General features: G+C 40.9%; 20 protein-coding genes and 1 other annotated feature. Of the genes, 11 read left to right on the top strand and 9 right to left on the bottom strand.

The window, feature by feature from the left end; all coding sequences use genetic code 11:
* Positions 1 to 2: 2 nt before the first annotated feature.
* From HCJ30_RS08710 to HCJ30_RS08725, 4 genes are all read right to left on the bottom strand, one after another.
* Positions 3 to 1,775: an ABC transporter ATP-binding protein gene (locus tag HCJ30_RS08710; RefSeq protein ID WP_185391835.1), complete on the bottom strand. Its 1,773-nt coding sequence runs from the start codon at positions 1,773 to 1,775 to the stop codon at positions 3 to 5.
* Positions 1,775 to 3,496, bottom strand: a complete 1,722-nt coding sequence (locus HCJ30_RS08715; RefSeq protein ID WP_185391836.1) for an ABC transporter ATP-binding protein — start codon at positions 3,494 to 3,496, stop codon at positions 1,775 to 1,777. Before HCJ30_RS08715 ends, HCJ30_RS08710 begins: the two co-directional genes overlap by 1 nt.
* A gap of 160 nt (positions 3,497 to 3,656) precedes the next feature.
* Entirely contained in the window at positions 3,657 to 5,363 is a 1,707-nt protein-coding gene (pabB, locus tag HCJ30_RS08720) for an aminodeoxychorismate synthase component I (RefSeq protein ID WP_185391837.1), read from the bottom strand.
* Entirely contained in the window at positions 5,360 to 5,932 is a 573-nt protein-coding gene (locus HCJ30_RS08725; RefSeq protein ID WP_185391838.1) for an anthranilate synthase component II, read from the bottom strand. The genes pabB and HCJ30_RS08725 overlap by 4 nt, the downstream gene beginning before the upstream one ends.
* Before the next feature lie 129 nt (positions 5,933 to 6,061).
* Here HCJ30_RS08725 and HCJ30_RS08730 point away from each other — a divergent pair, with 129 nt between their 5' ends.
* The 3 genes from HCJ30_RS08730 to HCJ30_RS08740 all read left to right on the top strand — a co-directional run bounded on the left by HCJ30_RS08730 (position 6,062) and on the right by HCJ30_RS08740 (position 8,369).
* The gene (locus HCJ30_RS08730) at positions 6,062 to 6,481 is read left to right on the top strand and encodes a pyridoxamine 5'-phosphate oxidase family protein (RefSeq protein ID WP_185391839.1); all 420 of its coding nucleotides are present in this window, start codon (positions 6,062 to 6,064) and stop codon (positions 6,479 to 6,481) included.
* A 52-nt stretch (positions 6,482 to 6,533) separates the two neighbouring features.
* Positions 6,534 to 6,756: a binding site (T-box leader), on the top strand.
* 58 nt (positions 6,757 to 6,814) lie between these two features.
* On the top strand, positions 6,815 to 8,098 hold the full coding sequence (serS, locus tag HCJ30_RS08735) for a serine--tRNA ligase (RefSeq protein WP_185391840.1): 1,284 nt from the start codon (positions 6,815 to 6,817) through the stop codon (positions 8,096 to 8,098).
* Between the two features lie 19 nt (positions 8,099 to 8,117).
* Entirely contained in the window at positions 8,118 to 8,369 is a 252-nt protein-coding gene (locus tag HCJ30_RS08740) for a TfoX/Sxy family protein (protein ID WP_185391841.1), read from the top strand.
* A 52-nt stretch (positions 8,370 to 8,421) separates the two neighbouring features.
* Here the strand turns inward: HCJ30_RS08740 and HCJ30_RS08745 are convergent, their stop codons facing one another.
* On the bottom strand, positions 8,422 to 10,149 hold the full coding sequence (locus tag HCJ30_RS08745; protein WP_185391842.1) for an ABC transporter ATP-binding protein: 1,728 nt from the start codon (positions 10,147 to 10,149) through the stop codon (positions 8,422 to 8,424).
* Positions 10,150 to 10,478: 329 nt separating this feature from the next.
* On the opposite strand from HCJ30_RS08745, the gene HCJ30_RS08750 reads away from it, so the two are divergent.
* From HCJ30_RS08750 to HCJ30_RS08785, 8 genes are all read left to right on the top strand, one after another.
* On the top strand, positions 10,479 to 11,168 hold the full coding sequence (locus HCJ30_RS08750; protein WP_185391843.1) for a Crp/Fnr family transcriptional regulator: 690 nt from the start codon (positions 10,479 to 10,481) through the stop codon (positions 11,166 to 11,168).
* Between the two features lie 143 nt (positions 11,169 to 11,311).
* A complete protein-coding gene (gene fsa / locus HCJ30_RS08755) occupies positions 11,312 to 11,956 on the top strand; it encodes a fructose-6-phosphate aldolase (RefSeq protein WP_008948960.1) in 645 nt (214 codons plus the stop codon).
* Positions 11,957 to 11,974: 18 nt separating this feature from the next.
* Positions 11,975 to 12,322 (top strand): SH3 domain-containing protein, encoded by a 348-nt coding sequence (locus HCJ30_RS08760; protein WP_185391844.1) that lies wholly within the window; start codon positions 11,975 to 11,977, stop codon positions 12,320 to 12,322.
* 115 nt (positions 12,323 to 12,437) lie between these two features.
* Positions 12,438 to 13,646, top strand: coding sequence for a multidrug efflux MFS transporter Lde (gene lde, locus HCJ30_RS08765; protein WP_185391845.1), 1,209 nt, complete (start codon positions 12,438 to 12,440; stop codon positions 13,644 to 13,646).
* A complete protein-coding gene (locus HCJ30_RS08770; RefSeq protein ID WP_185391846.1) occupies positions 13,636 to 13,926 on the top strand; it encodes a helix-hairpin-helix domain-containing protein in 291 nt (96 codons plus the stop codon). The genes lde and HCJ30_RS08770 overlap by 11 nt, the downstream gene beginning before the upstream one ends.
* Positions 13,919 to 14,608 carry an NAD-dependent protein deacylase gene (locus tag HCJ30_RS08775; protein ID WP_185391847.1) on the top strand — a complete coding sequence of 230 codons (690 nt, stop codon included), beginning with the start codon at positions 13,919 to 13,921 and terminating at the stop codon, positions 14,606 to 14,608. The genes HCJ30_RS08770 and HCJ30_RS08775 overlap by 8 nt, the downstream gene beginning before the upstream one ends.
* Positions 14,609 to 14,725: 117 nt before the next feature.
* Entirely contained in the window at positions 14,726 to 16,060 is a 1,335-nt protein-coding gene (locus HCJ30_RS08780; RefSeq protein ID WP_185391966.1) for a hemolysin family protein, read from the top strand.
* Between the two features lie 67 nt (positions 16,061 to 16,127).
* Complete coding sequence (locus HCJ30_RS08785) at positions 16,128 to 17,084, top strand: LacI family DNA-binding transcriptional regulator (protein ID WP_185391848.1); 957 nt, start codon at positions 16,128 to 16,130, stop codon at positions 17,082 to 17,084.
* 4 nt (positions 17,085 to 17,088) lie between these two features.
* Here the strand turns inward: HCJ30_RS08785 and HCJ30_RS08790 are convergent, their stop codons facing one another.
* From HCJ30_RS08790 to HCJ30_RS08805, 4 genes are read right to left on the bottom strand one after another with little or no spacing between them, the layout of a single operon-like run.
* Complete coding sequence (locus tag HCJ30_RS08790) at positions 17,089 to 18,222, bottom strand: glycerate kinase (protein WP_185391849.1); 1,134 nt, start codon at positions 18,220 to 18,222, stop codon at positions 17,089 to 17,091.
* Positions 18,219 to 19,901, bottom strand: a complete 1,683-nt coding sequence (locus tag HCJ30_RS08795; RefSeq protein WP_185391850.1) for a sugar phosphorylase — start codon at positions 19,899 to 19,901, stop codon at positions 18,219 to 18,221. Before HCJ30_RS08795 ends, HCJ30_RS08790 begins: the two co-directional genes overlap by 4 nt.
* A 1-nt stretch (position 19,902) precedes the next feature.
* The gene (locus HCJ30_RS08800) at positions 19,903 to 22,551 is read right to left on the bottom strand and encodes a glycoside hydrolase family 38 N-terminal domain-containing protein (RefSeq protein ID WP_185391851.1); all 2,649 of its coding nucleotides are present in this window, start codon (positions 22,549 to 22,551) and stop codon (positions 19,903 to 19,905) included.
* A 60-nt stretch (positions 22,552 to 22,611) separates the two neighbouring features.
* On the bottom strand, positions 22,612 to 24,570 hold the full coding sequence (locus tag HCJ30_RS08805; protein WP_185391852.1) for a fructose-specific PTS transporter subunit EIIC: 1,959 nt from the start codon (positions 24,568 to 24,570) through the stop codon (positions 22,612 to 22,614).
* Positions 24,571 to 24,668 lie beyond the last annotated feature (98 nt).

A 24,668-nucleotide genomic window follows, 5' to 3' on the forward strand; every position in this document is an offset into this window, starting at 1 on the left:
ATTTACTCAATAACAAACTGATTATGATAAAGCTCAGAATAAAACCCATTAGCCTTCATCAACTCATCATGATTACCCTGTTCAATCACTTCACCTTGATGTAGCACGACGATATGGTCGGCATCGAGGATGGTTTTTAAACGGTGGGCAATGACGAAGCTAGTTCGGCCGGAGATTACGTTGTCCATTGCTTTTTGGATGCGGCTTTCGGTTACTGTGTCTACATTACTTGTTGCTTCATCTAGAATTAGAAGAGACGGGTTCGTAATAATAGTTCTAGCAATACTCATAAGCTGCTTTTGACCAACACTGAAAATATTATTTTCATCACTGATTTCTGTATCGTAACCTTTTTCTAGGTTCATAATGAAATCGTGGATGTTAGCTTGTTTTGCTGCATTGATTACTTCGTCGTCGCTTGCTTCGGGCTTACCGAAAACAATGTTATCGCGGATGGTTCCTGTGAATAACACGGAATCTTGTAGCACGATACCGACTTGTTTACGAAGCGAATCAAGGCGAATGTCGCGGATGTCGATATCATCAAAGAGAATCGCGCCACCATCGACATTATAGAAGCGATTAAGCAAGTTCATAACAGTTGTTTTACCAGAGCCAGTTGGTCCGACAAGAGCAACCATTTTACCTTTACTTACATCAATTGAAACGTCTTTTAGAACTGGTTTTGAAGGGTCATAAGCGAAATCAACATGATCGAGTTTGACACCTTTATTAATACCATCAATTGTTTGTAGGTTCTCGCGTTCCACTTCTTCTTCCTCTGCAAATACTTCGCTAACACGGCGAGCACCAGTGATTGCTAATTGTAGCAAGCTGTACTGGGATGAAATTTGCGTTAGAGGCATGTAGAATTGTTGTGAATATTGAACGAACATAACGATTAAACCAAGAGCGGCTGTGCGTTCAAGGTCCCCGTTTAGAGCTAACCATCCACCGAAGAAGATAACGATAGCTGTATTTAATAGGGAAATACCTTGCATCATTGGGAAAAGTAAACCGGAGTAAACTTGCCCTTTGTAAGTGGCATTTTTAACGATATTATTTTGTTTAACAAAGCCGTCGATTGTTTCTTCTTCTAAACCGTTTGTGATAATGATTTTTTGACCAGAAATTTTTTCATCAATGTAGCCGTTTAGTACGCCTAGTTCATCTTGTTGAACATCAACGAATTTACGTGCTTTTCGGATGATAATAGTCGCAATAATTATCGCAAATGGAGCAGATATTAGAGTAACGAAGGCTAGTTCCACGTTTTGTTGGAACATCATGATAATAACACCAATCATTAGCGCGATGTTTGATAGTACTTGAATCAGGGCTTGGTTTAGTGTGTTGGAAATGTTATCCAAGTCACTAGTGAAACGGCTAAGCATTTCGCCATCATTGCGGCTATCGAAGAAGCGGATCGATAGTTTTTCCATCTTGCGGAAAAGCCCTATACGCATTCTATTCGTCGATTTACCAGCTACCCCTGTCATAATGATACTTTGGATAAAAGTCGCAGCAGCGAGCAGTACGTAGCAGAGAATCAGCATCCAAATGATATGGATGAAGTCGCTCTTGTCATCAACACCCGTTTGTAGTAAACGAACCACGTAATTACCAAGTTCTTGAACGGCGTTACCAATATATTGTGGTGCTTTTACTTGAAGGTATGTCGCAAAAACTACGGCAATTAAAATGACAAAAAGTTGAGGCTTATACCCCCGCAGATAGTGCCAGAAAAAGCGGCTAATTTGTTTAAACTCTTTCATTATGCGGTTACCTCCTTGCCTTTTTGAGTGTCGTAAATTTCACGGTAGATTGCATTTTCTTTCAGAAGTTCTTTATGGCAACCAACGCCAACTAGTTTACCTTGATCTAGCACGAGAATTTTATCTGCTTGAATAACAGAAGAGATTTTTTGTGCAATGATGAAAGTAGTAGTTTCGTCCAGTTCTTTATTTAGTGCTTCTTTTACTAATTTCTCGGATTTTGCATCAAGTGCACTTGTGCTGTCATCGAGAATGAGAACTTTCGGCGAACCGATAACTCCACGTGTGATTGATAGACGTTGTTTTTGTCCACCAGAGAAATTATTTCCACGCTCAGAAACAGGCGCTTCATAAAGTTTGGCTTGTTTATCGATAAACTCTTTCGCTTGTGCAATTTTACTTGCGTGTTCCATTTCTTCGGCAGTTGCATCTTTTTTACCATGACGTAAATTGTCTGCAATCGTTCCGGAGAATAAAATCGCGCGTTGAAGCACGAAGGAAACAGTGCTACGAAGGGTTTTCTTGTTAATATCTTTTAGGTTAGTTCCGCCGATAATAACTTCACCTTCAGTTGGATCGTATAGTCGAGGAATCAATTGGGCAAGAGTGGATTTACCAGAACCTGTCGCACCAACAATACCGACCATTTCACCGACACTTGCTTTGAATGAAATATCTTCAAGCGCAGGCGTATCGTCACCGTCGTATTTGAAACTAACGTTACGGAATTCAACTGTACCTTCTAAGTCTTGTTCTGGCGCATTTTCGTTGTATGTAATATCGGGTTCTGTTTCTAGAACTTCGGTAATACGTTTCAAGGAAATAAGCGCACGAGAAGCCATCATCATCAGCATACCACCGATAATAATTGCCATCATAATTTGCATTAAGTAGTTCATGAATGATGCGATAGCCCCAATAACTTCAGGGTTTTCAGCAGCCATGTCGCCTACGAAGAAAATGGAAACAACAACTGCTAAGTTAGAAACGAGCATAAATGCAGGAATCATCACAGAGAAAAGTGTACCAACAATAATCGTGTGACGAGTTAATTTGTCACTAACCGTTGTAAAACGACCGATTTCATTGTCTTCTTGCACGAAAGATTTAACTACGCGCATTCCGGCAAGATTTTCTTTTGCGATAGAATTCACGCGGTCAATTAACGTTTGGATAATTGCAAAGTGTTTACCCATTGAGCCGAACGTGAATACAACAATCAGTACAACGAGAACAACGAGTACAATAATTACCCACCATAATTCCGGCAAGGTAAACATCGCTAGGATAAAAGCCCCGATAAACATAATCGGAATTCTCGTTAGCGATTGTAGTGAAAGCATCACTAAGTTTTGTACTTGGGTAATATCGTTTGTTTGACGAACAACTAGATTACCTGTCGAAAGTTTTTCGATGTTGCTGAATGAAAATGTTTGGATTTTACGGAAACTAGATTCACGAATATCCGCACCAACGCCTTGAGCGACTTTGGCAGAAAGAATCGTGTTTAGAATCCCAGCGATAAGGCCGACAGCGGCAATACCGATTAAAAGTGCGCCTATGGAAGAGATTTCATCCATATTGTCTTTCATGATGGCGTCTAGGACTTGCTGAAGTAATTTTGGTTGCCATAGTTGTGAGATAACCATGACTACTACAAACAGTGTAGATAGTGTCGCTTGTAGTTTGTATCTTTTGAGATGGTGAAACAATACTTTCATGATTTTCCTCCTTGGAAAACGGAAATAAATATGTGCGAACGTATATTCTAATATAGATTGTGAAAATTTGCAAGTGATATTTTCACGAATTGTAAATGTGGCGAAAATATGGCGAAATGAGCGATGGTAAATCATTTTAAATTGTGAAAATCATGTTGCTTTATTGTTCGATTTCGACTTCTACAAAACCTCTTACGCTATTAATTAACCACACAAAGTCTGCGTCAAAAAGGTCTTTTTTTACTAGCGTTTTTTCAGTAATCTTGTTATTTGCTAAAAGTTCGGCGCGCATTGTGCCGGGAAGCAGCCCAGAAGTTGCTGGCGGGGTGAAAAAACAGCCATTTATACCTAGAACTATATTCCCGTTAATAAATTCTGTCAGTTCCTCGCGTTCATTCCAAAGTAGGGTTTCCGCTGTTTTAGTACTCTTTAAGTTTTCGTAAACCTTGCGATGAGTGGTTTTATGGTAAAGAAATAGGTCGTTGGTAGAGACAGGGCGTTCGGCAAGTTGCGCCGTTATTGATGCGTTTTCCTTGCTGATTTCCGCGAGTTCTAAATGATGCGTGCCATCTGGATGCAGTAAAAAACGCATTTTGAAAGTGCCAGTCGCATTTTTTCGCGCGGTTTTGTTCCATAATTCCCTCATTTCTTCCCTGTTAAAGGAGTAGCCAAAAAACTCAGCACTCGTTTGAAGTCGTTTTAAATGAAATTCGGTTCGGGCGAGTTCGCCGTTCTCCAAACGCAAACATTCAATTAAAGAAAACTTGCTCGCTTTTTCCAAAATGGCTGATTTCGCGTGGATTTCGGAAAATTCGCTTTCGGCATCAGAATCCCAAACGATGCCGCCGCCAACGCCGTAAGTTGCTTTATTATCCGCAATAGCAATAGTACGAATCGGTACGTTGAAAATGGCATTTCCGTTTGGTTCCAGAAATCCAATCGCTCCGCAGTAAACGCCGCGCGGGGAATCTTCTAGCTCTGAAATAATCTCCATCGTTCGCGCTTTCGGGGCGCCGGTTATCGAACCGCATGGGAAGAGCGCTTTGAAGACAGCTGTTAAATCTGTGTCAGGAACGGTTTCTGCAGTAACGGTAGAAGTCATTTGCCAAACAGTTGGATATGGCTCTAAAGTCATTAATTCCGGTACTTTCACACTCCCGGGAACTGCAATCATCCCGAGGTCATTTCGGAGCAAATCGACAATCATCACATTTTCCGCCCGATTTTTCGGATCGTTTTTCAACCAATCATGTGCTTCTAAGTCGGTTTGCTTCGTACTTCCACGGCGAATAGTTCCTTTCATCGGCCGCGTCGTCAAGACATTTTCCTTCCATTTAAAAAAGAGTTCGGGTGAAGCGGAGATAATTTGAAATTCATTCGTTGAAAGTAGTGCTGTGTAATTTGCTTTTCCTACTTGCTGTAAAGTTTCATAGGTTGCTTGCGCGGAAAAGTCGCTTGGTACGTCGCTTTGAAGCCGCACGGTGTAGTTGATTTGATACGTGTTTCCGGCCGCGATTTCAGCTTTGATTTTTGCCATTTTTGCTGCATATTCCGGGTAGTTTGTATCCATTTTAAAAGAAAGTGGTGCGGAATTTGAGCTTTCCGCAATCGTTTCGGTAAAATTATCGTATACGCCAAACCAGACGAGTGGCGTGTTTTCAATCGGATTATTGGTTTTTAAATTGCTTCGAAAAGCAGGAGCGGCTTCATAACTTACAAAACCAGCGACATATTTTCCGGATTTTTGGGCGGCCTCAGCAGCTTTCATCACAGGAAGTACTTCTGATAAATCGCGCGCAACAAGTTCGTGTAACGGCTTTTCAAAGATCTTTGTTTCGCCTTCAAAATCAAATCGTAATAAGCTCATTTGGCATGCCTCCCTAGTCGTACAAAGTTTTCTAGTATCGCGTGGCCATTTTCAGAAAGGATTGCTTCTGGGTGAAATTGAACGCTGTGAATGGGTTTGGTTATGTGCGCAAAGCCCATTAAAACGCCATCTTCCGTCATGGCGGTTACTTGCAAATCAGCTGGGACAGAGTCGGGTTCGATAACGAGGGAATGATAGCGAGCGACTTGGAATTTAGGATCAAGCCCAGCGAACAAGCCTTTACCGTTATGCGAAATGATGCTGGTTTTTCCGTGAACGGGGACTTCTGCGCGAACCACTTTTGCTCCAAAAAAATGACCAATCATTTGATGGCCGAGGCAAATCCCAAGAATGGGAACGTGAATTTCATCGAGTAGCGCCAAACTTACCGGGAAATCCTCCGGCGAACCAGGTCCGGGCGAAAGGACAACCATTTCTGGAGTGAGTTGACGAAAGGTTTCCAGCGTAAAATCAGAAGCCGAAACAACCCGCACATCTTCCTGCAGCTCTAAAAAATATTGGTACAAATTATATGTAAATGAATCATTATGGTCGATTAATAAAATCACTTTAAAGCCCCCTAGTTAAAACGGTTATACTCTTTTATAGCAAATAGCTACGGAGATAACAAGTCCGAATGTTTGAAGCGAGAAGCCAAGTGGAAAGGTACACTAAATAACCAAAGGAAGGTGTTTGAGATGAAAAATGAACTAGAAGATAAAATTCTTGCCATTTTGGACAAGCATCAAGTGGGCGTATTAACATCTGTCCAAGAGGATTTTCCGCATGCTCGGTATATGACATTTCTTCATGATGGCTTGACGCTTTATACGCCATCTGGAAAAGAATTGCCGAAAACTGAAGAAGTCCGCAGAAATCCGCGTGTTTGCGTTTTACTTGGCTACGATGGCCCGGGTTCCGCGTTTTTAGAAATTAATGGTTTGGCTTCACTTGAAGAGGATGAATCGGTCAAAGAACGCGTTTGGGAAAATATCTCGAAAGAATGGTTCCAAGGCGAAGATTCACCGTCTTTTGTCGTTATAAAAATTGTTCCAGAGCAGATTAGAATACTGAATTCAGATGATGACGGTCCGGACACGCTCGATTTAATTGGTTAAAGATTTGCTTGTAATTTATGCGGATATGCGATAGAATAACTTTAAATTAATACGAAAAGTGATGACAAGAAGTAGTAATGAGGCAGAGTTTCTAAAGAGAGCCAGTGGTTGGTGTGAACTGGTGAATTTTCCTTATGAATCCATCTTGGAGCGAGTGGTGGAAAGCAGGTTTTTGCGAGTAAATCATTCCGGAATGGTCCGTTAAACCTAAATGAAGCTGGGGATTTTTTGAAGTCCCAATAAGGGTGGCAACGCGGTTAACTCTCGTCCCTTTCCTGTTAAGTCGGGAAAGTACGGGAGTTTTTATATGGAAAAAAATAAGGAGGAGTTAGCATGTTAGATGTTAAATTGTTACGTAATAATTTTGATGAAGTGAAGCAGAAATTACAAAATCGTGGGGAAGATTTGGGTGAATTCGAGAAATTTGGCGAATTAGATAAACGTCGCCGCACACTGATTGTTGAAACGGAAGCACTGAAAAGTCAGCGTAATGAGGTGTCCCAAGAAATCGCTAAATTAAAACGCGAAAAACAAGACGCAGACGCTAAAATTGAAGAAATGCGTGTCGTTGGTGATCGTATTAAAACGTTAGATATCGAACTACGTGAAATTGATGAAAAATTAGATATGATTTTAATGTCGATTCCAAATATTCCACATGAGTCTACTCCGGTTGGCGAATCGGAAGACGATAACGTGGAAATCCGCAAATGGGGCGAAGTTCGCGAATTTGATTTTGAACCAAAAGCTCACTGGGATTTAGGAACAGACTTAGATATCCTTGATTTTGAAAATGCTGCGAAAGTAACGGGTAGCCGTTTTGTCTTTTATAAAAAATTAGGTGCAAGACTGGAACGGGCGCTAATTAACTTTATGATGGACTTGCATTCGAATGAACATGGCTACGAAGAAATGTTACCGCCGTATATGGTAAACCGTGCGAGCATGACGGGAACTGGTCAATTGCCGAAATTTGAAGAAGATGCTTTCTTAATCGAAGCAGAAGATTATTTCCTTATTCCAACAGCGGAAGTACCAGTGACAAACTACCACCGCGAAGACATTTTAAAAGCAGAAGATTTACCGAGAAAATATACAGCGTTTAGCGCATGTTTCCGTTCTGAAGCGGGATCTGCTGGTCGCGATACGCGTGGTTTAATCCGTCAACATCAATTTAACAAAGTGGAATTAGTTCAATTTGTGAAACCGGAAGATTCTTACGCGGCGCTAGAAAAACTAACTGGCAACGCAGAAGAAGTATTGCGTCGCTTAGAATTACCATACCGCGTTCTAAGCATGTGTACGGCTGATTTAGGCTTCACTGCTGCTAAAAAATACGATTTAGAAGTTTGGATTCCAAGCTACAATTCTTATCGTGAGATTTCTTCTTGCAGTAATTTTGAAAGCTTCCAAGCAAGACGCGCTAACATTCGTTTCCGTCGCGAACCAGGAAGCAAACCTGAATATGTGCACACATTAAATGGCTCTGGCTTGGCTTTAGGTCGTACTGTCGCTGCCATTTTAGAAAACTACCAAGATGCAGATGGTTCTGTACGCATTCCGAAAGTATTGCAAGGTTACATGGGCGGCGTGGAGAAAATAGAATTACCAAAATAATACGGAAGAAGGAACTGTAATGGCGAACCTTAGCGAATTACCAAACATTGGCAAAGTACTCGAGCAGGACTTAATCAAAGCGGGAATAAAAACCCCCGATGAGCTAAAAGATGTGGGAAGCAAAGAAGCCTTTTTACGCATTTGGGAAAATGATTCAAGCGTTTGTCTAAGTGAATTATGTGCACTTGAAGGAGCCGTGCAAGGTATCAGGTGGCATGATTTAGACGAAACAAAGAAAGCAGAACTCAAAAAGTTTCATCAATCCTTATAGAAAAACCGACGATGCATTTTCGCATCGTCGGTTTTTATTTCCCGGGAAATAGTTATTTTAATTGTTGTTCTGCAAAAGAAGCATAAAGCGGGTGAGAGGCGACTAATTCGCTATGTGTGCCACGACCAGTTATTTCCCCATTTTCGATAAAGAGAATTTGATCGGCGTTAACGATAGTAGACAGGCGATGGGCGATAACAAAAGTAGTACGGCCTTCCATCAAGTTTGCTAATGCTTGTTGAACGATTTGTTCGGATTGGCTGTCTAAACTAGCTGTCGCCTCATCTAACATGAGAATATTTGGATTACGTAAAAATGCCCGCGCGATTGCAATTCGCTGTCTTTGGCCGCCTGAGAGCTTCACGCCGCGTTCTCCGACTTCGGTTGCCATTTTGTCGGGAAGTTCGGAAATAAAGCCATCCGCATAAGCTAGTTTTGCGACATTCCAGAGCTCGTCTTCATTAATTTCACGATCAAGTCCGTAACAAAGATTGTCGCGAATCGTTCCAGAAAGCATCGCGCTTTCCTGCGAAACATAGCCAATTTGCGTGCGCCATGAGTTAATAGAAATCTCCGAAAGTGGGATATCACCAACTAAAATTTCGCCAGTTTTCGGTTGATAGAAACGTTCTAAAATCGCGAACAAGGTCGATTTACCTCCGCCACTAGGGCCGGCGAATGCGATAACTTCGCCAGGTTTCGTATCAAAAGAAACATCTTTTAAAATCGGCTCGCCTTCATTATAAGAGAAGGAAATATCCGTTGCGCGAATCGTTTTTCCGCTGACGTCGACTTTTTTACCAGCGTCGAAATCTTCTTCAGTTTCATTCAAAATTTCCGCAATTCGTTCTGTCGCGCCTTTTGCTTTTTGAAGTTGTGCGAAGAAAGTAGCAAAAGAAGTTACAGGAACGATAATTTGGAACAGATAGAGCAGGAATGCGATTAACGTACCAGTAGTCATGGTTCCAGCCGAAACGCGAATGCCGCCATAACCAATGATACCAACGATAACGCCCATGACAACGAAGAAAATTAGCGGTCCAAGCACAGCGACAACTTTCGCCTCACGGATACCAAAACCGAATAAACGATTGATACCTTGGTGACCAGCTTCTGTTTCTAGTGTTTCTGCATTCGAAGCTTTCACGAGTCTAGCTTCGGAAAGGGTTTGGCTAATCGAGCCAGTAAAGTCAGCTGTTTCATTTTGAAGTCCTTTAGAGATTTTAAACATTTTTTGACCAAGTGGCGCAACAACTAGCGCAGTAATCGGAACAGCTATTAAAATAATCAGCGTCATTTTCCAATCCATGAAGAACAAGATAATAATCGCACCGACGACAGAAATAATCCCAGTGACAAATTGCGGGAAGTGATCGGCAATCAGCTCCTTAACGACCACCGTATCACTCACCATGCGGCTAACCATTTCACCCGTTTTCGTATTATCAAAATAAGAAACGGGCAAATGCACAATTTTTCTCCATAAACGTTCGCGAATCGTCGCAACGACTTTTTGCCCCATGTAATTAAGCAAGAAAATCGAGAAACCATTTGTTATTGCCTGAAGCACAAACGCCAGGACTATTAAAGCAATCATTTTTCCATCTAGTGAAGCTATTGAAAAGCCGTCAATTAAGTTTTTCGTGAAAAGCGGGACAACAAGACCGGCAACTGTAGTTATCACACTAGCAAATAAAGCGCAGAAAATAATCCAATTTGCAGGTTTGGCGCTGATAAGCAACTGGGAAAATTTTCGCCAACTATATTTTTTCTGATCCATTCATTTCACCCTTTCTAAGTAGGTCGTCGATAAATTACTTACTTTCTAAGTATAATCAATTTATCGAAAAATAAACCAGTCTAAAGTGGTAATTATTGGATTAATCTCTAAAATTGAATATTTATCAAAAGTAACAAAAAGTTCGAATTTATGTCAAAATAGCAATTTAAAAAGAGATAAAAATTAAGTATTGTGATGATAGTTGTAAAATAGTTATCTTTAATTAGCTTTTTGGCTTTTTATGCAGGGCTACGAGCGGGATTTCGGATATAGTCTATATGATATAATGACGATGAGTTTTTTCAATATAATATAGCAAAGGAGAGAATATGCTATTCTTAAAAGAGCTTGAATCCAATCTAACGGTTAGCAAATTAATGGAGTTGTGCTTTGAACATCCAAATTACAAAGACTACTGCTCGGTTATCAGCACCAAGAAGGGTGAGGTTCTAGAAAGTTTAAGTCCAGCTGGGACAAAAGTTTATTTTGTTCTAAGTGGCATATACGGGATGATTGTAGAGAAAGATGCAGAAATGGAAGAAGAAAGCTGTAAAGAATGCATTGTTCGTTTCTTACAAAAAGGAGATAGTTTTGGACTGTATCATCTGTTTTATGATGAATGGAGCCCACACGTTTCGATGCAAAGCTTAGGTCACGGAGAAGTTATGGAAGTAGATAGCAATTTCTTGTTTTCTATTTTCGACAAAGTGGATGAGAATAACTTTTTCATGATTAAAGTAATGGCAGAAGAATTACGCGAAGCCCACGCATTTGCAAAACTAAGCTTCTTAAAGAAAGAAGAACGAATCCGCAAAGCCATTCTCAAATGCGCTCAAACTTTAGGGACGTTTTCTGATAACGGGATATTGCTACCAAGAGAAATTACGCAAGAAGTACTTGCAAGATACACCAACACATCACGCGAATACGTGGCTCACACAGTCATGCATTTAATTAAAGAGGATATAATTAGAAATAGACCAAAACCTCTACTAGTGATGGACAAAACTCGTTTATAAATTTGTTTCACGTGAAACTTTTTGGAATGCTAAGTGGCATTCTTTTTTTTATGCCGAAAAAGCACATCGAAAGCATTATTTAAACTTTTGCGTTATAATGGCTCTGTAATTGAAAGCGCTTGATAGAAAAGGAGGATGTTTTAATGAGATTTTTTATCGATACAGCGAACGTAGAAGAGATTAAAAAGGCGAACAGAATGGGGTTCATTGCCGGCGTAACGACAAACCCCTCACTAGTTGCCAAGGAAGGTCGCGATTTTAATGAGGTCATTCAAGAAATTACATCCATTGTTGACGGACCAATTAGCGGCGAAGTAGTTAGTTTAGAAGCAGATGAGATGATTGCGGAAGGCCGGGTTATTGCGAAAATTCATCCAAATATGGTTGTGAAAATACCGATGACTGGTGAAGGTTTGGCGGCTGTGAAAGTATTGACGGAAGAAGGAATTAAAACTAATGTGACGCTTGTTTTTTCTGCTACACAAGCATTACTTGCAGCACGGGCAGGGGCGACATACGTATCACCATTTTTAGGACGCTTAGATGATATTGGTGACGATGGTTTAGTGCTTATTCGTGATATCTCGGAAATTTTTGAAATTCATGGTATTCCAACAGAAATTATTTCAGCAAGCGTGCGCCACCCCATACATGTAATCGAATGTGCCAAAGCAGGCGCGGATATTGCGACGGTGCCATTCAAAGTGTTTGAACAAATGCTGAAACATCCTTTGACTGACAGCGGGATTGATAAATTCCTGGCAGATTGGGAAGCGGCTAAAAAATAACAAGGCAGGTTTCTAACTATGAATCGAACATTTATCGTGAAAAAAGAACATAGAAGCAAATATCCAAATCCGCTTTTTGTGAATAAAAATGAGTCTATTTGGGTGTTTGAAGAAGATACGGAATATCCGGGTTGGATTTTTTGCAAAGTGAAGTCATCTGGAAAAGAAGGCTGGGTTCCGAAACAAATTATTCAATTAGGTAGTGATGCGAAAAGTGGGACGGTGACAGAAGATTACTCTGCGCGCGAACTTAACGTGAAGCCGGGCGATAAATTAGAAAGCAATCGCGACCTTAATGGTTGGGTTTGGTGCGTGACAGAGGATAATGAAGCTGGCTGGGTACCACGAGAAAATTTAGATGTATAAAAATGTTTCACGTGGAACATTTTAAGTAAATATAGCAAAAAAGCGAAGGGTTTAGTTTTACTTTCGCTTTTTTTGTGGAATAATTAAGTAACGATAGAAGAATCTAGGTGGATTTATGGAAAATTGGAAGAAGAATTTGTATGTTGTCTGGGTGGGGTGTTTTCTGACCGGGACCGGATTAAATTTAATCATGCCATTTTTACCATTATATATTGAAGAATTAGGCGTACATAATCCGGATCAAGTAAGCATGTGGTCGGGGATCGCGCTCAGCTCAACCTTTTTAGTATCCGCTATTATGTCGCCGATTTGGGGTAAATTAGCGGATCAAAAAGGGCGAAGAATTATGCTTTTACGCGCTGCATTAGGCATGGCAATCGCGATGATTTTAATGGGTTTGGTGAGTAATGTGTACCAATTCGTCGGTTTGCGCTTATTAATGGGTGTTTTCTCTGGGTACATTTCAACGGCGAATGCGCTTGTCGCGACACAAGTTCCGCGCCATCGCAGCGGTTGGGCTCTTGGGGCATTATCGACAGCGGCGGTATCAGGTGTGTTAATTGGTCCGTTAATTGGCGGTGCGTTGTCAGATACATTCGGCGTTAGACCGGTGTTTTACATCACAGGCGCGCTTCTTTTAGGCAGTTTCTTCCTAACGCTTTTCTTCGTAAAAGAGAAATTTACACCAGTAGAGAAAAAAGAAATGCGGTCGGGAAAAGAAGTTTTCTTATCGCTTAAAAACCCCGGTTTAATTATCTCGCTCTTTATTACGACGATGATGATTCAAATTGCGTCCAACTCAGTGAACCCGATTTTGACCTTATATGTACGGGATTTAGCTGGGAATGCGCAAAATATTGCTTTTATTAGTGGGATGATTGCTTCTGTTCCGGGAGTTGCGGCGCTGATTGCGGCACCGCGGCTCGGTAGGTGGGGCGACCGAATTGGTTCAGAGCGAATTTTATTAGGCGCGCTGATTGGGTCAATGCTACTCCAAATCCCAATGGCTTTCGCGCAAAATCCATTACAACTCGGAATATTACGTTTCTTACTAGGACTTACAGACGGCGCCTTACTTCCAGCAGTTCAATCGCTACTTACGAAAAATACGCCACGTGAAGTGTCCGGTCGGATTTTTGGTTATAATCAATCGTTTCAATATATCGGGAATGTCATCGGGCCGCTTGTTGGGTCAAGTGTCGCTGCTCATTTTGGCTACGGCGATGTCTTCCTTGTGGTCGCTGGTTTTATTTTTATCAATGTACTAATCAGTTTTTATTTCAACCGAAAAATGCATAGAGAGAAGGGAAAACATGCCAACTGATCTAATAAAATTACCGGGAATAGGTAAAAAAATGGTGCTGATGTTAAACGAAATCGGAATTGAAGAGATTGCGGATTTAAAAGGAAAAAATCCGCTTGAATTATATGAGGATACTTGCGACAAGCGCCGTGAGAGAATGGATCCGTGCGTATTATACACGTATCGTTGTGCGGTATATGTTGCGGAAACAGCTACAGATAAGCAAGAGCCAGACCTGCGCAAATGGTGGAATTGGAAAGATAAACAGCATACGAATGAAAGGAATGGAGAGAATGAATAGTTTGAATGAAGCGATTAAACAAGCAGAACATATCGTTTTTCTGACTGGTGCAGGTGTTTCCGTCCCTTCAGGAATTCCAGATTATCGCTCGAAAAACGGCTTATACGCGGGGATGAGTAGTCCTGAATATATGCTGAGCCACACATGCCTCGTGCGTGAACCAGAGAAATTTTATCAATTTGTTACGGAAAATATGTATTATCCGGATGCGGAGCCAAATGAGATTCATGCAAAAATGGCTGAAATTGAAACGGAGAAAAATGTCACAATCATCACGCAAAATATTGATGGACTTCACGAAAAAGCTGGTTCAAAAAACGTGGTGAATTTCCACGGTAGTTTATACCATTGCTATTGCCAGAAATGCGGAATGACTGTTCCGGCGCAAGCTTATTTGAAATCAGATATTCATGCTGATTGTGGTGGAGTCATTCGGCCGGATGTGGTGTTATACGAAGAGGCGATTCCAGAAAGTGCGATAGAACAGTCGCTCGCCGCTATTAGGAAAGCGGATTTAATCATTATTGTTGGGACTTCTTTCCGCGTGAGCCCGTTTTGTAATTTAACCGATTATCGAAATAAAAAAGCGCGAATTTTTGCTGTGAATAAAGAACGAATTACACTTCCGTATCCGTTTGAAATGATGGAAAGTGACGCACTGAAAGTTTTTGCGGAGATGTGAAACCTTGCAGTAATGGGGGTGGCGTGATAAAATTTTCTTAACCGGCAAGTTGTCCGGAATATTTAGAGAAAATGTATCGTCGTTTTCTCGATGAAAATAAGGAGTGGAGAGTTCCATATGAACCCTGACCCCGAGAGTCAGCAGATTATCTTGCAGTTAATTCTTATTGTTGTGTTGACAATGCTCAACGCATTCTTTGCCTCAGCAGAGATGGCCCTTGTATCACTGAACAAAAATCGCGTGAAAAGCCAAGCGGAAACTGGCGATAAAAAAGCCGTTATGCTCGCTAAACTCGTCGATGATCCAAGTAAATTTCTAGCTACTATTCAAGTTGGTATCACGCTTGCGGGATTCTTTTCCAGTGCGTCAGCCGCGACTAGTATTGCGACTAGGCTTGAATCAGTTTTTGGTGGAAGCAGTTTTGCGAAAGAGTTGTCTATTATCGTCGTAACGATTGTGTTGTCTTACATCACGTTAGTTTTCGGTGAGCTTTATCCAAAACGTTTAGCACTCCAAAAATCAGAAAAAATTGCGCGCGTTTCTGTACGACCAATTATGGCAGTTGGTGTTGTGCTTCGTCCGTTCGTAAAATTCTTATCTTTTTCAACAGACATTCTTGTCAAATTAACGAGAATGGAGAAAAATACCGATAATGAAAAAATGACGCGGGAAGAAATGCAGCTTCTAATTGAAACCGGTCGACGTGACGGTGTAATTGAGGTAGAAGAATTACAAATGCTTCGTGGTGTATTTGAAATGGACAATAAATACGCGCGTGAAGTCATGGTGCCACGAACAGATGCGTTTATGGTCGATGCCGAAACAGAATCGGAAGCACTTTGTGACGCATTATTAAATGAGAATTTTTCTAGAGTTCCCGTCTATACTGGCGATCAGGACTCCGTGCTAGGTATTCTGCATATGAAAGATTTCTTTGCAGAAGCAAGAAAGTCAGGTTTTGAGAACATCAATGTGAAGTCGCTCGTTAAAGATGCGTATTTTGCGCAAGAGACGATGTTTATTGATGACCTACTGAAAAATATGCAAAGAACAAGAAACCAAATGGCAATTTTAATGGATGAATACGGTGGCGTTGCAGGTATTGTTACTGTAGAAGATTTATTAGAAGAAATTGTTGGCGAAATTGACGATGAAAATGATGTGTTTTCGGATGAAGTAAAGAAAATCGATGATAATACATTTATCGTGGAAGGCCGCATGCCGCTTGATGATTTTAACAAAATGTTTCACGTGGAACTTCCATCGCGTGGGGTAGATACTGTGGCTGGATTTGTGCTTACCTTAACAGGAACAATTCCAGAAGAGGATGATGAAGTCGTAGTAGAATACGGTACGCTTCGATTCACAGTAGAAGAAATGAATGATGCCAGATTGGTTTCGGTTCGTGTCGAAAAAGACATTCAAACACACGAATTAGAGCAGATGGCTTAATGATAAAAATAGAAGTGCGGTATGAGAAATCTGTCCGCACTTTTTTCTTAGGAATGAGGTTTTTAAAATGCCAAATATTAAAGAAATAGCCAAATTAGCGGGAGTTTCAGTGACGACAGTATCGCGTGTGCTTAATAACCATCCGTATGTTGCGGAGGAAAAAAGAGCGCGTGTGCAAGCTGTTATTGATGAATTAGACTATTCTCCTAACCGGAGTGCCATGGACTTAGCACGTGGTAAAACAAATACGGTCGGCGTGATTATACCTTATAATGATCATCCGTGGTTTGACAAAATTGTGAATGGTATTTTGGAAGTAGCTTTTAAAAACCGTTATTCGGTGACTCTTTTCCCAACAGGATATGATCCGAAAGAAGAAGAAAAGTACTTGATGCGCCTTAAAACGAAGCAGGTGGATGGCTTGATTATTACTTCGCGCGCTAATAATTGGGATGTGATTTTGCCGTATCTGGCGTATGGACCGATTATTGCGTGTGAATACGTGGAGTCTAAAGAGATATCGTGTTCTTATATTGACCGCGTGAAGGCATACCGGGCTGGATTTCAGTTTTTGGAAGATGAAGGTTATAAAAAAGTGGCTTTTACAGCGGGGAGAGCATCGCGTGAAAGTACGAGTACATATGGAAAAATCAATGCCTATGAGCAAGTTTTTGGTCCAGTGGGTGATAATCGGTTTTTAAGTGAATGTTATACGCTTGAAGATGGCTTAAAGGCGGGGGAACATTTTTTTGCGGAAGGGAAAGATTGGCCTGATGCGATTTATGCGAATGGTGACGAGGTTGCAGCTGGTGTTATGTATCATGTGAAAAAACTTGGTCTGCGCGTTCCGGAAGATGTTGCTATTTTAGGACAAGAAAATCTCCCAATTGGTAAGGCGCTAGAGATCACGACACTCGATCATCACCTGAAAAAATTGGGAGAAAATGCTTTTACTATTTTCGAACAAGGTAAATTGCAAAGAATTAAAGTGGAGCATGAATTGATTAGAAGGAAAACAGTCTGAAAAATTATTTACCTACTAAAGTTAGTTTGGCGATGTTTTCTGCGGTGCGTTCGAGATTTTTCGTCGTATTTTCGAAAAGTGTAGGTAAATCCGTTATTTCCGGGATGTTTGGAAAGAAAGCGTCGATGCCGTGTTGTTGGGCGATATCGTTTTCGAGTGCAAGGCTGCCGACGATTGCTAGGACGAAGCAGCCTTGTTTTTTTGCTTCTTGCGCGATTTGAACGGGGATTTTGCCCATCATCGATTGCTTGTCCATTCGTCCTTCGCCAACAATGACGATATCGGCGTCTTTCATTTTATCCTTCATATTAGAAAGTTCCATAACAAGAGTTGAACCGCTTAATAAGTCTGCGTTTAGGAAAGTCATTAATCCAGCAGCGATACCACCAGCGGCCCCAGCTCCTTTTTTTGTAGTGATTTTTTGAGAAGAAAATTGGTCGAGTTTTGCTCCGTAGTTCTGCATGGCGTTCTCTAGTTTAACGAGCATGTCGGGACTTGCCCCTTTTTGAGCACCGAAAACAAATGTAGCACCGTTTTCTCCAAGAAGTGGATTCGTCACATCACAAGCTATTTGGAATTGAATGTTTTTCAGCTTTGGATGAAGGTTGCTGGCATCAATGGAGGCTAGTTCTTGCAAATGAATACCACCGGGCGGAATAGGCTGTTTGTTTTTATCTAAAAGTACCACGCCTAAAGCTTGGAGTAGCCCAGCGCCGCCATCGTTTGTGCCGCTTCCACCAAGGCCGATAATGATTTTTTTGACGTTGTGACTCAGTGCTGCCAAAATTAGTTCACCGACGCCAGCAGAGCTTGCATAGGCTGGGTTACGGTCTGCCGCTGGGATTAAATCTAATCCAATCGTGTTGGCGGACTCGATAATCGCAGTTTCTTGGCGGGCGTGAATACCGTAGGAGGCCATTATTTTGTGACCGTTTAAGTTGGTTACTTCTGCTTGAAACAATTCCACTTCATCGGATTCGCTTAAAACAGTAAGAAAACCCTCACCCCCGTCAGAAACAGGGGCAAGGCTAATTTGGTCGGCTGGACGAGCTTTAGTCCAGCCTTTTTTTATGGCATTTGCTACTTCCACCGCAGTGGCGCTCTCTTTGAATGAATCGGGTGCGATAACGATTTTCATTGGTCCGCCTTCTTAATCCAGACAACTTCATAGGCGGCTAATTCAAGCTCACTCGTAACAAGTTGATTGGTTAATAAATTGGTTCCAGAGAAAGCAATTGTTTTGCGGATATCTTGGGAAGTGACGTTGATAATTCCGTAAATACATTCTGTGTCAGATTCCCGTTTAATCGCGAAAACATCGGAGCCTAAGTCTAAAATTTCTTGAGTTGCAAACGGTGAAAAGGCAGTGTGATTCCGTCTGATTTGTACTAATTTTTTCAAGGATGTGAAAATCGTTTGGCGATAAGAGTCTGATTCAAGTTCATGCGCCAGCTGGTTTTTCTCTAGTTTTTCGCGGTTGATTCGACGTTTAATCCCGGATTCTTCGTAACCAATAAGATCATTTTTAGATCCTAATAGGGAATGATAGTAAATCGCTGGGACGCCTTGAAGTGTGAGTAAAATACTGTGAGCAGCGATAATTTTCTTTGTTACGAGTTCTTCGGTCGTGTCTTCTTCTAGGTTTTGCAGAGCTTCACCGTAGTTAATATTAAGTTCATATACCGACTGCGTGCCATCTGCATTGTCTTTATAGGAAACTTGCCCGCCATTTTGAACGGCTTTTTGGACGAGAGAATTGATTTCTTCGTCGGAAAGAATTCCGGTTGCTGGGCGCATGCCGATCCCGTCATGACTTGCTAGGAAGTTAAAATAAGTCGCTGTGTTAGAAACTTGGGAAATGGATTTTGCCCACGTCGAAAGTTTCGTTGCATCATGGCAAGTGAACGTATGCAGCACAAGTGGCGGAAGCGGGAACTGATAAACCATATTTGCTTCATTTTCCCCGTTGCCAAAATAGCTAATATTTTCTTCATGAGGGACATTGGTTTCTGTGATAATTTGCAGATTCGGATATAGTTCATCAATCAGCAGACGCCAAAGCGAAATGATCTCATGGGTTTCTGGCAGGTGCATGCAAGTCGTGCCAGAGGTTTTCCATAAAAATCCAATTGCATCAAGACGAATGCTTGTGGCCTGTTTGGACGCATAGAAAAGCAGTACATCTGTTAAGGCTACAAGGCAATCAATATTACGGACATTTAAGTCTAACTGGTCTTCGCTAAAAGTAGTCCAAAGTTCCTTGCCGTTTTCGTATTTGTGGAACAGCGGAGAAGTCCGCGGACGAGTCACATTTTTATAATCAAATTGGCTGTCTTTCTCAATGAAAAATTGATTGTACGGCGCTTCATTATCGGAGAATCGCTTGAACCAATCACTTGATTTCGACATATGATTGGCTACGAAATCAAGCATCACTCGGAAGTTCTCAGACATTTTTTGAACGTCATCCCAGTCGCCAAGCTGTTCATCAATTTGCTTGTAATCTGTGACAGAAAAGCCGTCATCCGAAGTGCTCGGGAAAATTGGTAGCAAGTGGACGTCTGTAATAACATCTTGCGCATATTCTTGTAGGAACTCATTTAATGTTTGTAACGGATGCTTGTTTTTTTCGAAAATGCTGTCGCCATAGGCAATAAGATAGACATTTTTTTCGGAAATAGTATCAATGGAACCACGCGTGTTATTGGAATAGTTTTCAGCGCATGCGAGCATTTTTTCCAAGTAGGCGGGTTGGTAAGCAGTTTGATAAATTTTTCTTAGTTTTACTTCTATTTGATTGACTAGTTCGGTTTGCATATTATTCTCCTTCCAACAAAATAGTTACAAATCCTTTTTTAGGAATACAGATAGTGTTTTCTGTTAGTTCTGCGATTTTTTCCTCCGCTAGTGAAACTTCAAAACTGGAAGCGTTAGTTGTCCAGCGAACGGTTTCTTCTTTGTCTGATGGGTTAAATAGGCGGATAATTGTGCCAGTGCCATCCCATGATTTTTTGCAAGTGCTCATGAATACGTTCGGGTTATCTAATTCAAAGATAGAATTTTGAGCTGGCAGACGATCGATTGGATAATCCACTTCAAAACGTTCTAGGCGCTCTTCAAATGTGTTTAGGTTTTGCAGGTGGTAAGTTTCTGTATGACCTTCGAAAATGTTTGCTTGCGCGTAGAGAGTTTGTTCATTTAGTTTCTCAGGTTGTACGTACACAGCATATTCAAAAATCATTTCTTCGAGCATTTGGCCGTCTGGTGTAGGAACGACTTTGTTATTAATACCGGAAGCGCGGCCTGGGCGCCACATTAGATCATCTTTTCCAAGCAAACCATTACTTCTGAAAAGAGTTAAAGCGATTTCGGCAGTTTTCGGTAAGATTTCATATTCTTTGATACCACCAACTAACAAGGCAAGTGTTGCGTCCTCTTCAGAAACAGCGACGATATTTTCAACTGGGAAAATCGGCACAGGTGCTTCCACGAATTTTTCCTCGCGCCAGTTTGCAAGGTAAGGGTTTATAACGCTGCGTTTCATGAGGCTATAACCTTGGTCTGCGTAAGAATATTTAGGTTCTGCTACATTTGTTTTGATCAATGCTCTAATGCGGTGGTCTTTTACTTTATTATCGATAGTATGGCGAACACGAACAAATTCTTCGCCGTCAAAAAGTTCGATTTCTGTTAAAATTTCAAATGTTTCTGTACTTGTTTTTTGTGCGCGGGCTTCTAAATCTTTCGGAACTAAAGCAGTATGTTTTAACATCATTTTGCTATATAGATGATTTTTTTCAACGGTTAGTAATTCGCTTGTTTCGATATAGATGGCTTGGTCGCCTTCAAGTGGTGAGAAGTCAAAGGAATCCCCAGCGTCAGCCACATTTTCGAAGCGAATAAGGTCATTTATAATGCTTTGTTGTTCTTTATTTAAAAGATTGATTTTCCCGTTTTCGAATTGAACAATGATTTTTTCATTTTCAATGGTTTGTTTGGAAGTGCTGATTAATTGGTCCATTTCTGTAGCAACGGCTTTCACTTGCAATGTTGTGTAACCAAGTGCAGGGATTAGGCCGGTTTTTAGGTAGATTTCTGTACGATAATAATCGGGAACAGCGACTTCTTTTTCGCCTTTTGCAGTCACGATTACTTTCCGTCCACCGTCTAATTTTTCTTGATGTACAACGCTGAAAGTCACTTCCGCATCACCGGAGAAAAGTTGGAATGATTTTTCAGGAGTGAATAATGTTAGTTTTGCCGTTCTTTCTTCTGCCACTGGGTTAGTATTGAATAATAGCGCAATATTTTCGTCGCCCATTTCCTGACTAACAGCTTTCGTGATTTGTTTTTTCAAAAGGTTAATTAAGCCATCTGTCATCCGAAGTGCGCTAGTTAGGCGAACGACGATATCATGGTTCGCGTCATCTGAATTCGAAGCACCGATACCGTTATGCGCATGGCTATCAAATAATTTTTTCCAAATAATATCTAACCAAGGTTTTGGATATTTGATTCCGAATTTGTTTGCCATTGTTGCAAGTGGTTCTAAAATGTTGACTAACCTATTTTCTACTAAGTAATTAAGGCGTTTAATATCGTAGCGTTCTGAGCGACATGTGTGGTGGATTCGTGATTTTTGGCAAGCAAGCAGTTCACCAGTGATCTCGTTCGGGAAAGTAGAAGTCCAAGCATCATTCATAAATGCTTCGTAATCGGACAGAATGAAGGTATAATCTAAGTCCATCTTGTTCAATTCCGCAACAATTTCTGGGAAGTTTTCGCGCACAAGTACTTGGTCGCCGCCTGCTGGTAAAAGAAGGACATCCGTATGTGTGTTCATTTCAGCAAGTCGATCTAAAATAGGCAGAAGACGCGTTTCTACATAACTTTTTTCACTGCTTAAAAATTTACCGGGTCCATAACCGAAGAAAATATTATTGGTTGGGATGGACTTGTTGTCTGGAGAAGTCCAGTGGAAGTTAAGGTCCTCTTGCACTTGATCATTATAAACACCACGCTGGAAAATGCTATGCTCCATATTAAATGATTTATAAATAGCTGGCAGATAAGCATGTTGTCCAAAAATATCTGGAGAATAGCCAATGCTCATGCTATGACCGAATTCTTCGCCCATTTTATAACCATAAAGTAAGTTGCGAATCACAGCTTCTGTTTTAACTAACAGGCTATCGGTTTGCGTATACCAAGGGCCGACGAACAGACGACGATCTTGGATAAGTTTTTGAACGCGCGCTTTATTTTCCGGACGAATGTCTAAATAACGCTCAATGACAGACATTTGACCATCGAAAGAATAACTAGCAAATGAATCTTTTGTTTCTAAAACGTTTAAAAGATAGTCTAAATTCTCAATTAATAAGATATTGGAATCTTCCATAGTGAAATACCATTCATGATCCCAGTGTGAATGTGCGACAACATGTACAATTTTATTTTTTTTCATTTTAAAAACCTCTCAAATTAAGTGACAGGTACTAACGAGAGTACCTGTCAGCCTATTTATTTATTTGATTTTATTTTCTTTACGTGTGATTAAGCCGTAGCGTACGAAGATATTCGCGAATGTGATAAAGGCGATACCTACGATTAAACCAATCGCATAGGCCCAGAAATTTTCAACGAGCGGCCAACCCCAAATTGCTGGAAGTGGAAGCCATTGTACAGCACCGAGTAAAACGGCAGTGACCGCACCAAGAGAAGCACCAATCATATTAATTGGAATCGTGATAAGCGGATTTTGTAGCATAAACGGTATCGCGCCCTCTCCTATGGCAATAAACCCTAGGAAAATAGAGGTTGTACCTGCAACACGTAAGTTTTCATCAAAAACACGACGTTTAACAACATATTTATCTAATACAGTCGCAAGCCCCAGTCCGATTGGCGGGATAACGATTGCTAGAACACGAGCAGTTAGCGGGAAGATTCCGTCTGCTGCGAGCCCAATTGCGATAGCCCCAGCCGCTTTATTGACCGGTCCACCTAAGTCAAATGCAGTCAAACAAGCAATAATTGTCGAAAGTAGTACAGCACTTGCATCTTGATTTTGAATAATTAATTCTTGTAACCATGCGTTTAAGCCCCCGAATACCGGGTCGACCACATAGTAATTGACGAAGAACAAGACTAAAACGGTAATCCCTGGAATCAGGAACATGGGTTTCATAGCTTGTAAATTTTTGTGTAGTTTAATTTTTTCGTTTAAGAATTTAGCAACAAATCCGGCAATGATACCTAAAATTAGAACACCGAAGAATCCAGATGGTATACCGCCATCTACGCCCCAGAAGGTGTAATGTAGTCCCGCTGCGAAAGCACCACCGATAAATCCAGGAGCAAGTCCAGGACGGTCAGCAATCGAGTAAGCAAGGAAGGCACCGAAAACAGGATACATGAATTTCATAATCATATTTCCGTATAAACCGAGATAATGGAAGATAACGATAAGCTGGTTAGAGTTTGTTGCATACTCTGGATTACCAATAACTTTTTCAAGACCAAAGGCAGTTGCGCCAAGTTGGCCAATACCAATCATTAAACCACCTGCGACAATAACAGGTAACATATAAGAAATACCAGTTAAAATACCACGATAAATTTGCGAGAAAACACTGCTCTTATTATTATCAAATTGTTGTTCTGAACCGTCTGTATCAGCTTTCACATAGCCGTCTGGTTTACTCAACACGGTTTCAATCATTTCTTTACCACTACGAAGCGGCTCAGCAACACGTCTTTGGATAAAAGGCATTCCGGCAAAACGTTCCTTATCTTTTGCAGTGATATCTGTCGCAAAAATGACTGCTTCTGCGCCTTTAAGAATTTCAGGAGTAATGCGGTCTTCAATCCCATTAGCACCTTGTTTTTCGACGATAACTTCAATACCAAGTTCTTTACCAGCTAGTTCAAGGGCTTCCGCTGCCATATACGTATGGGCGATACCGGCTGCACAAGCTGTAATAGCTACGATTTTCCGGTTGTAATCTACTTTTTCATCTTGTTGTTGTTCGGAATCGAGGACGTTCATAAATTCGCCTACTGTTGGAGCGGTAGAAATGCTCTCAATAAAAGCAGGGTCGAGTAAACGCTTACTTAAAGTCGCTAAAAGTTCTAAATGAGTTGATCCGGCTTCGTTTTCTGGAATAGCTAATAAAAAGATATATTTTACTTCATTTGTTGGATCAATGCTGCCCCAAGAATTAATTGATTGATTGATACGAGCAAATGCAAAAGCAGCTTTTTTAACGGCCTTAGATTTACCATGTGGAATAGCAAAACCTTTCTCTAAACCAGTTTCAGAAATCTTTTCGCGTTCTAAGACAGCTTTTTTAAATTCATTTTTATCTGATAAAACTCCTTGATTGTGTAAAGCATCAATTAACCCATCAAATACTTCTTCTTTAGTGCGCCAATCTTTATCTAAAAAGATGAGTGGCTCCGATGTAATATTGCTTAATTTCAATGCTATCAGCTCCTTTATTAACAGTCTTTTCCCTAGGTTACTTTAGTTATACCATAATATTTTTTTGAAAAAGTACGAAAATCGTACAATTGTACGCA

The organism is Listeria cossartiae subsp. cossartiae, from assembly GCF_014224155.1.
Classification (GTDB): domain Bacteria; phylum Bacillota; class Bacilli; order Lactobacillales; family Listeriaceae; genus Listeria; species Listeria cossartiae.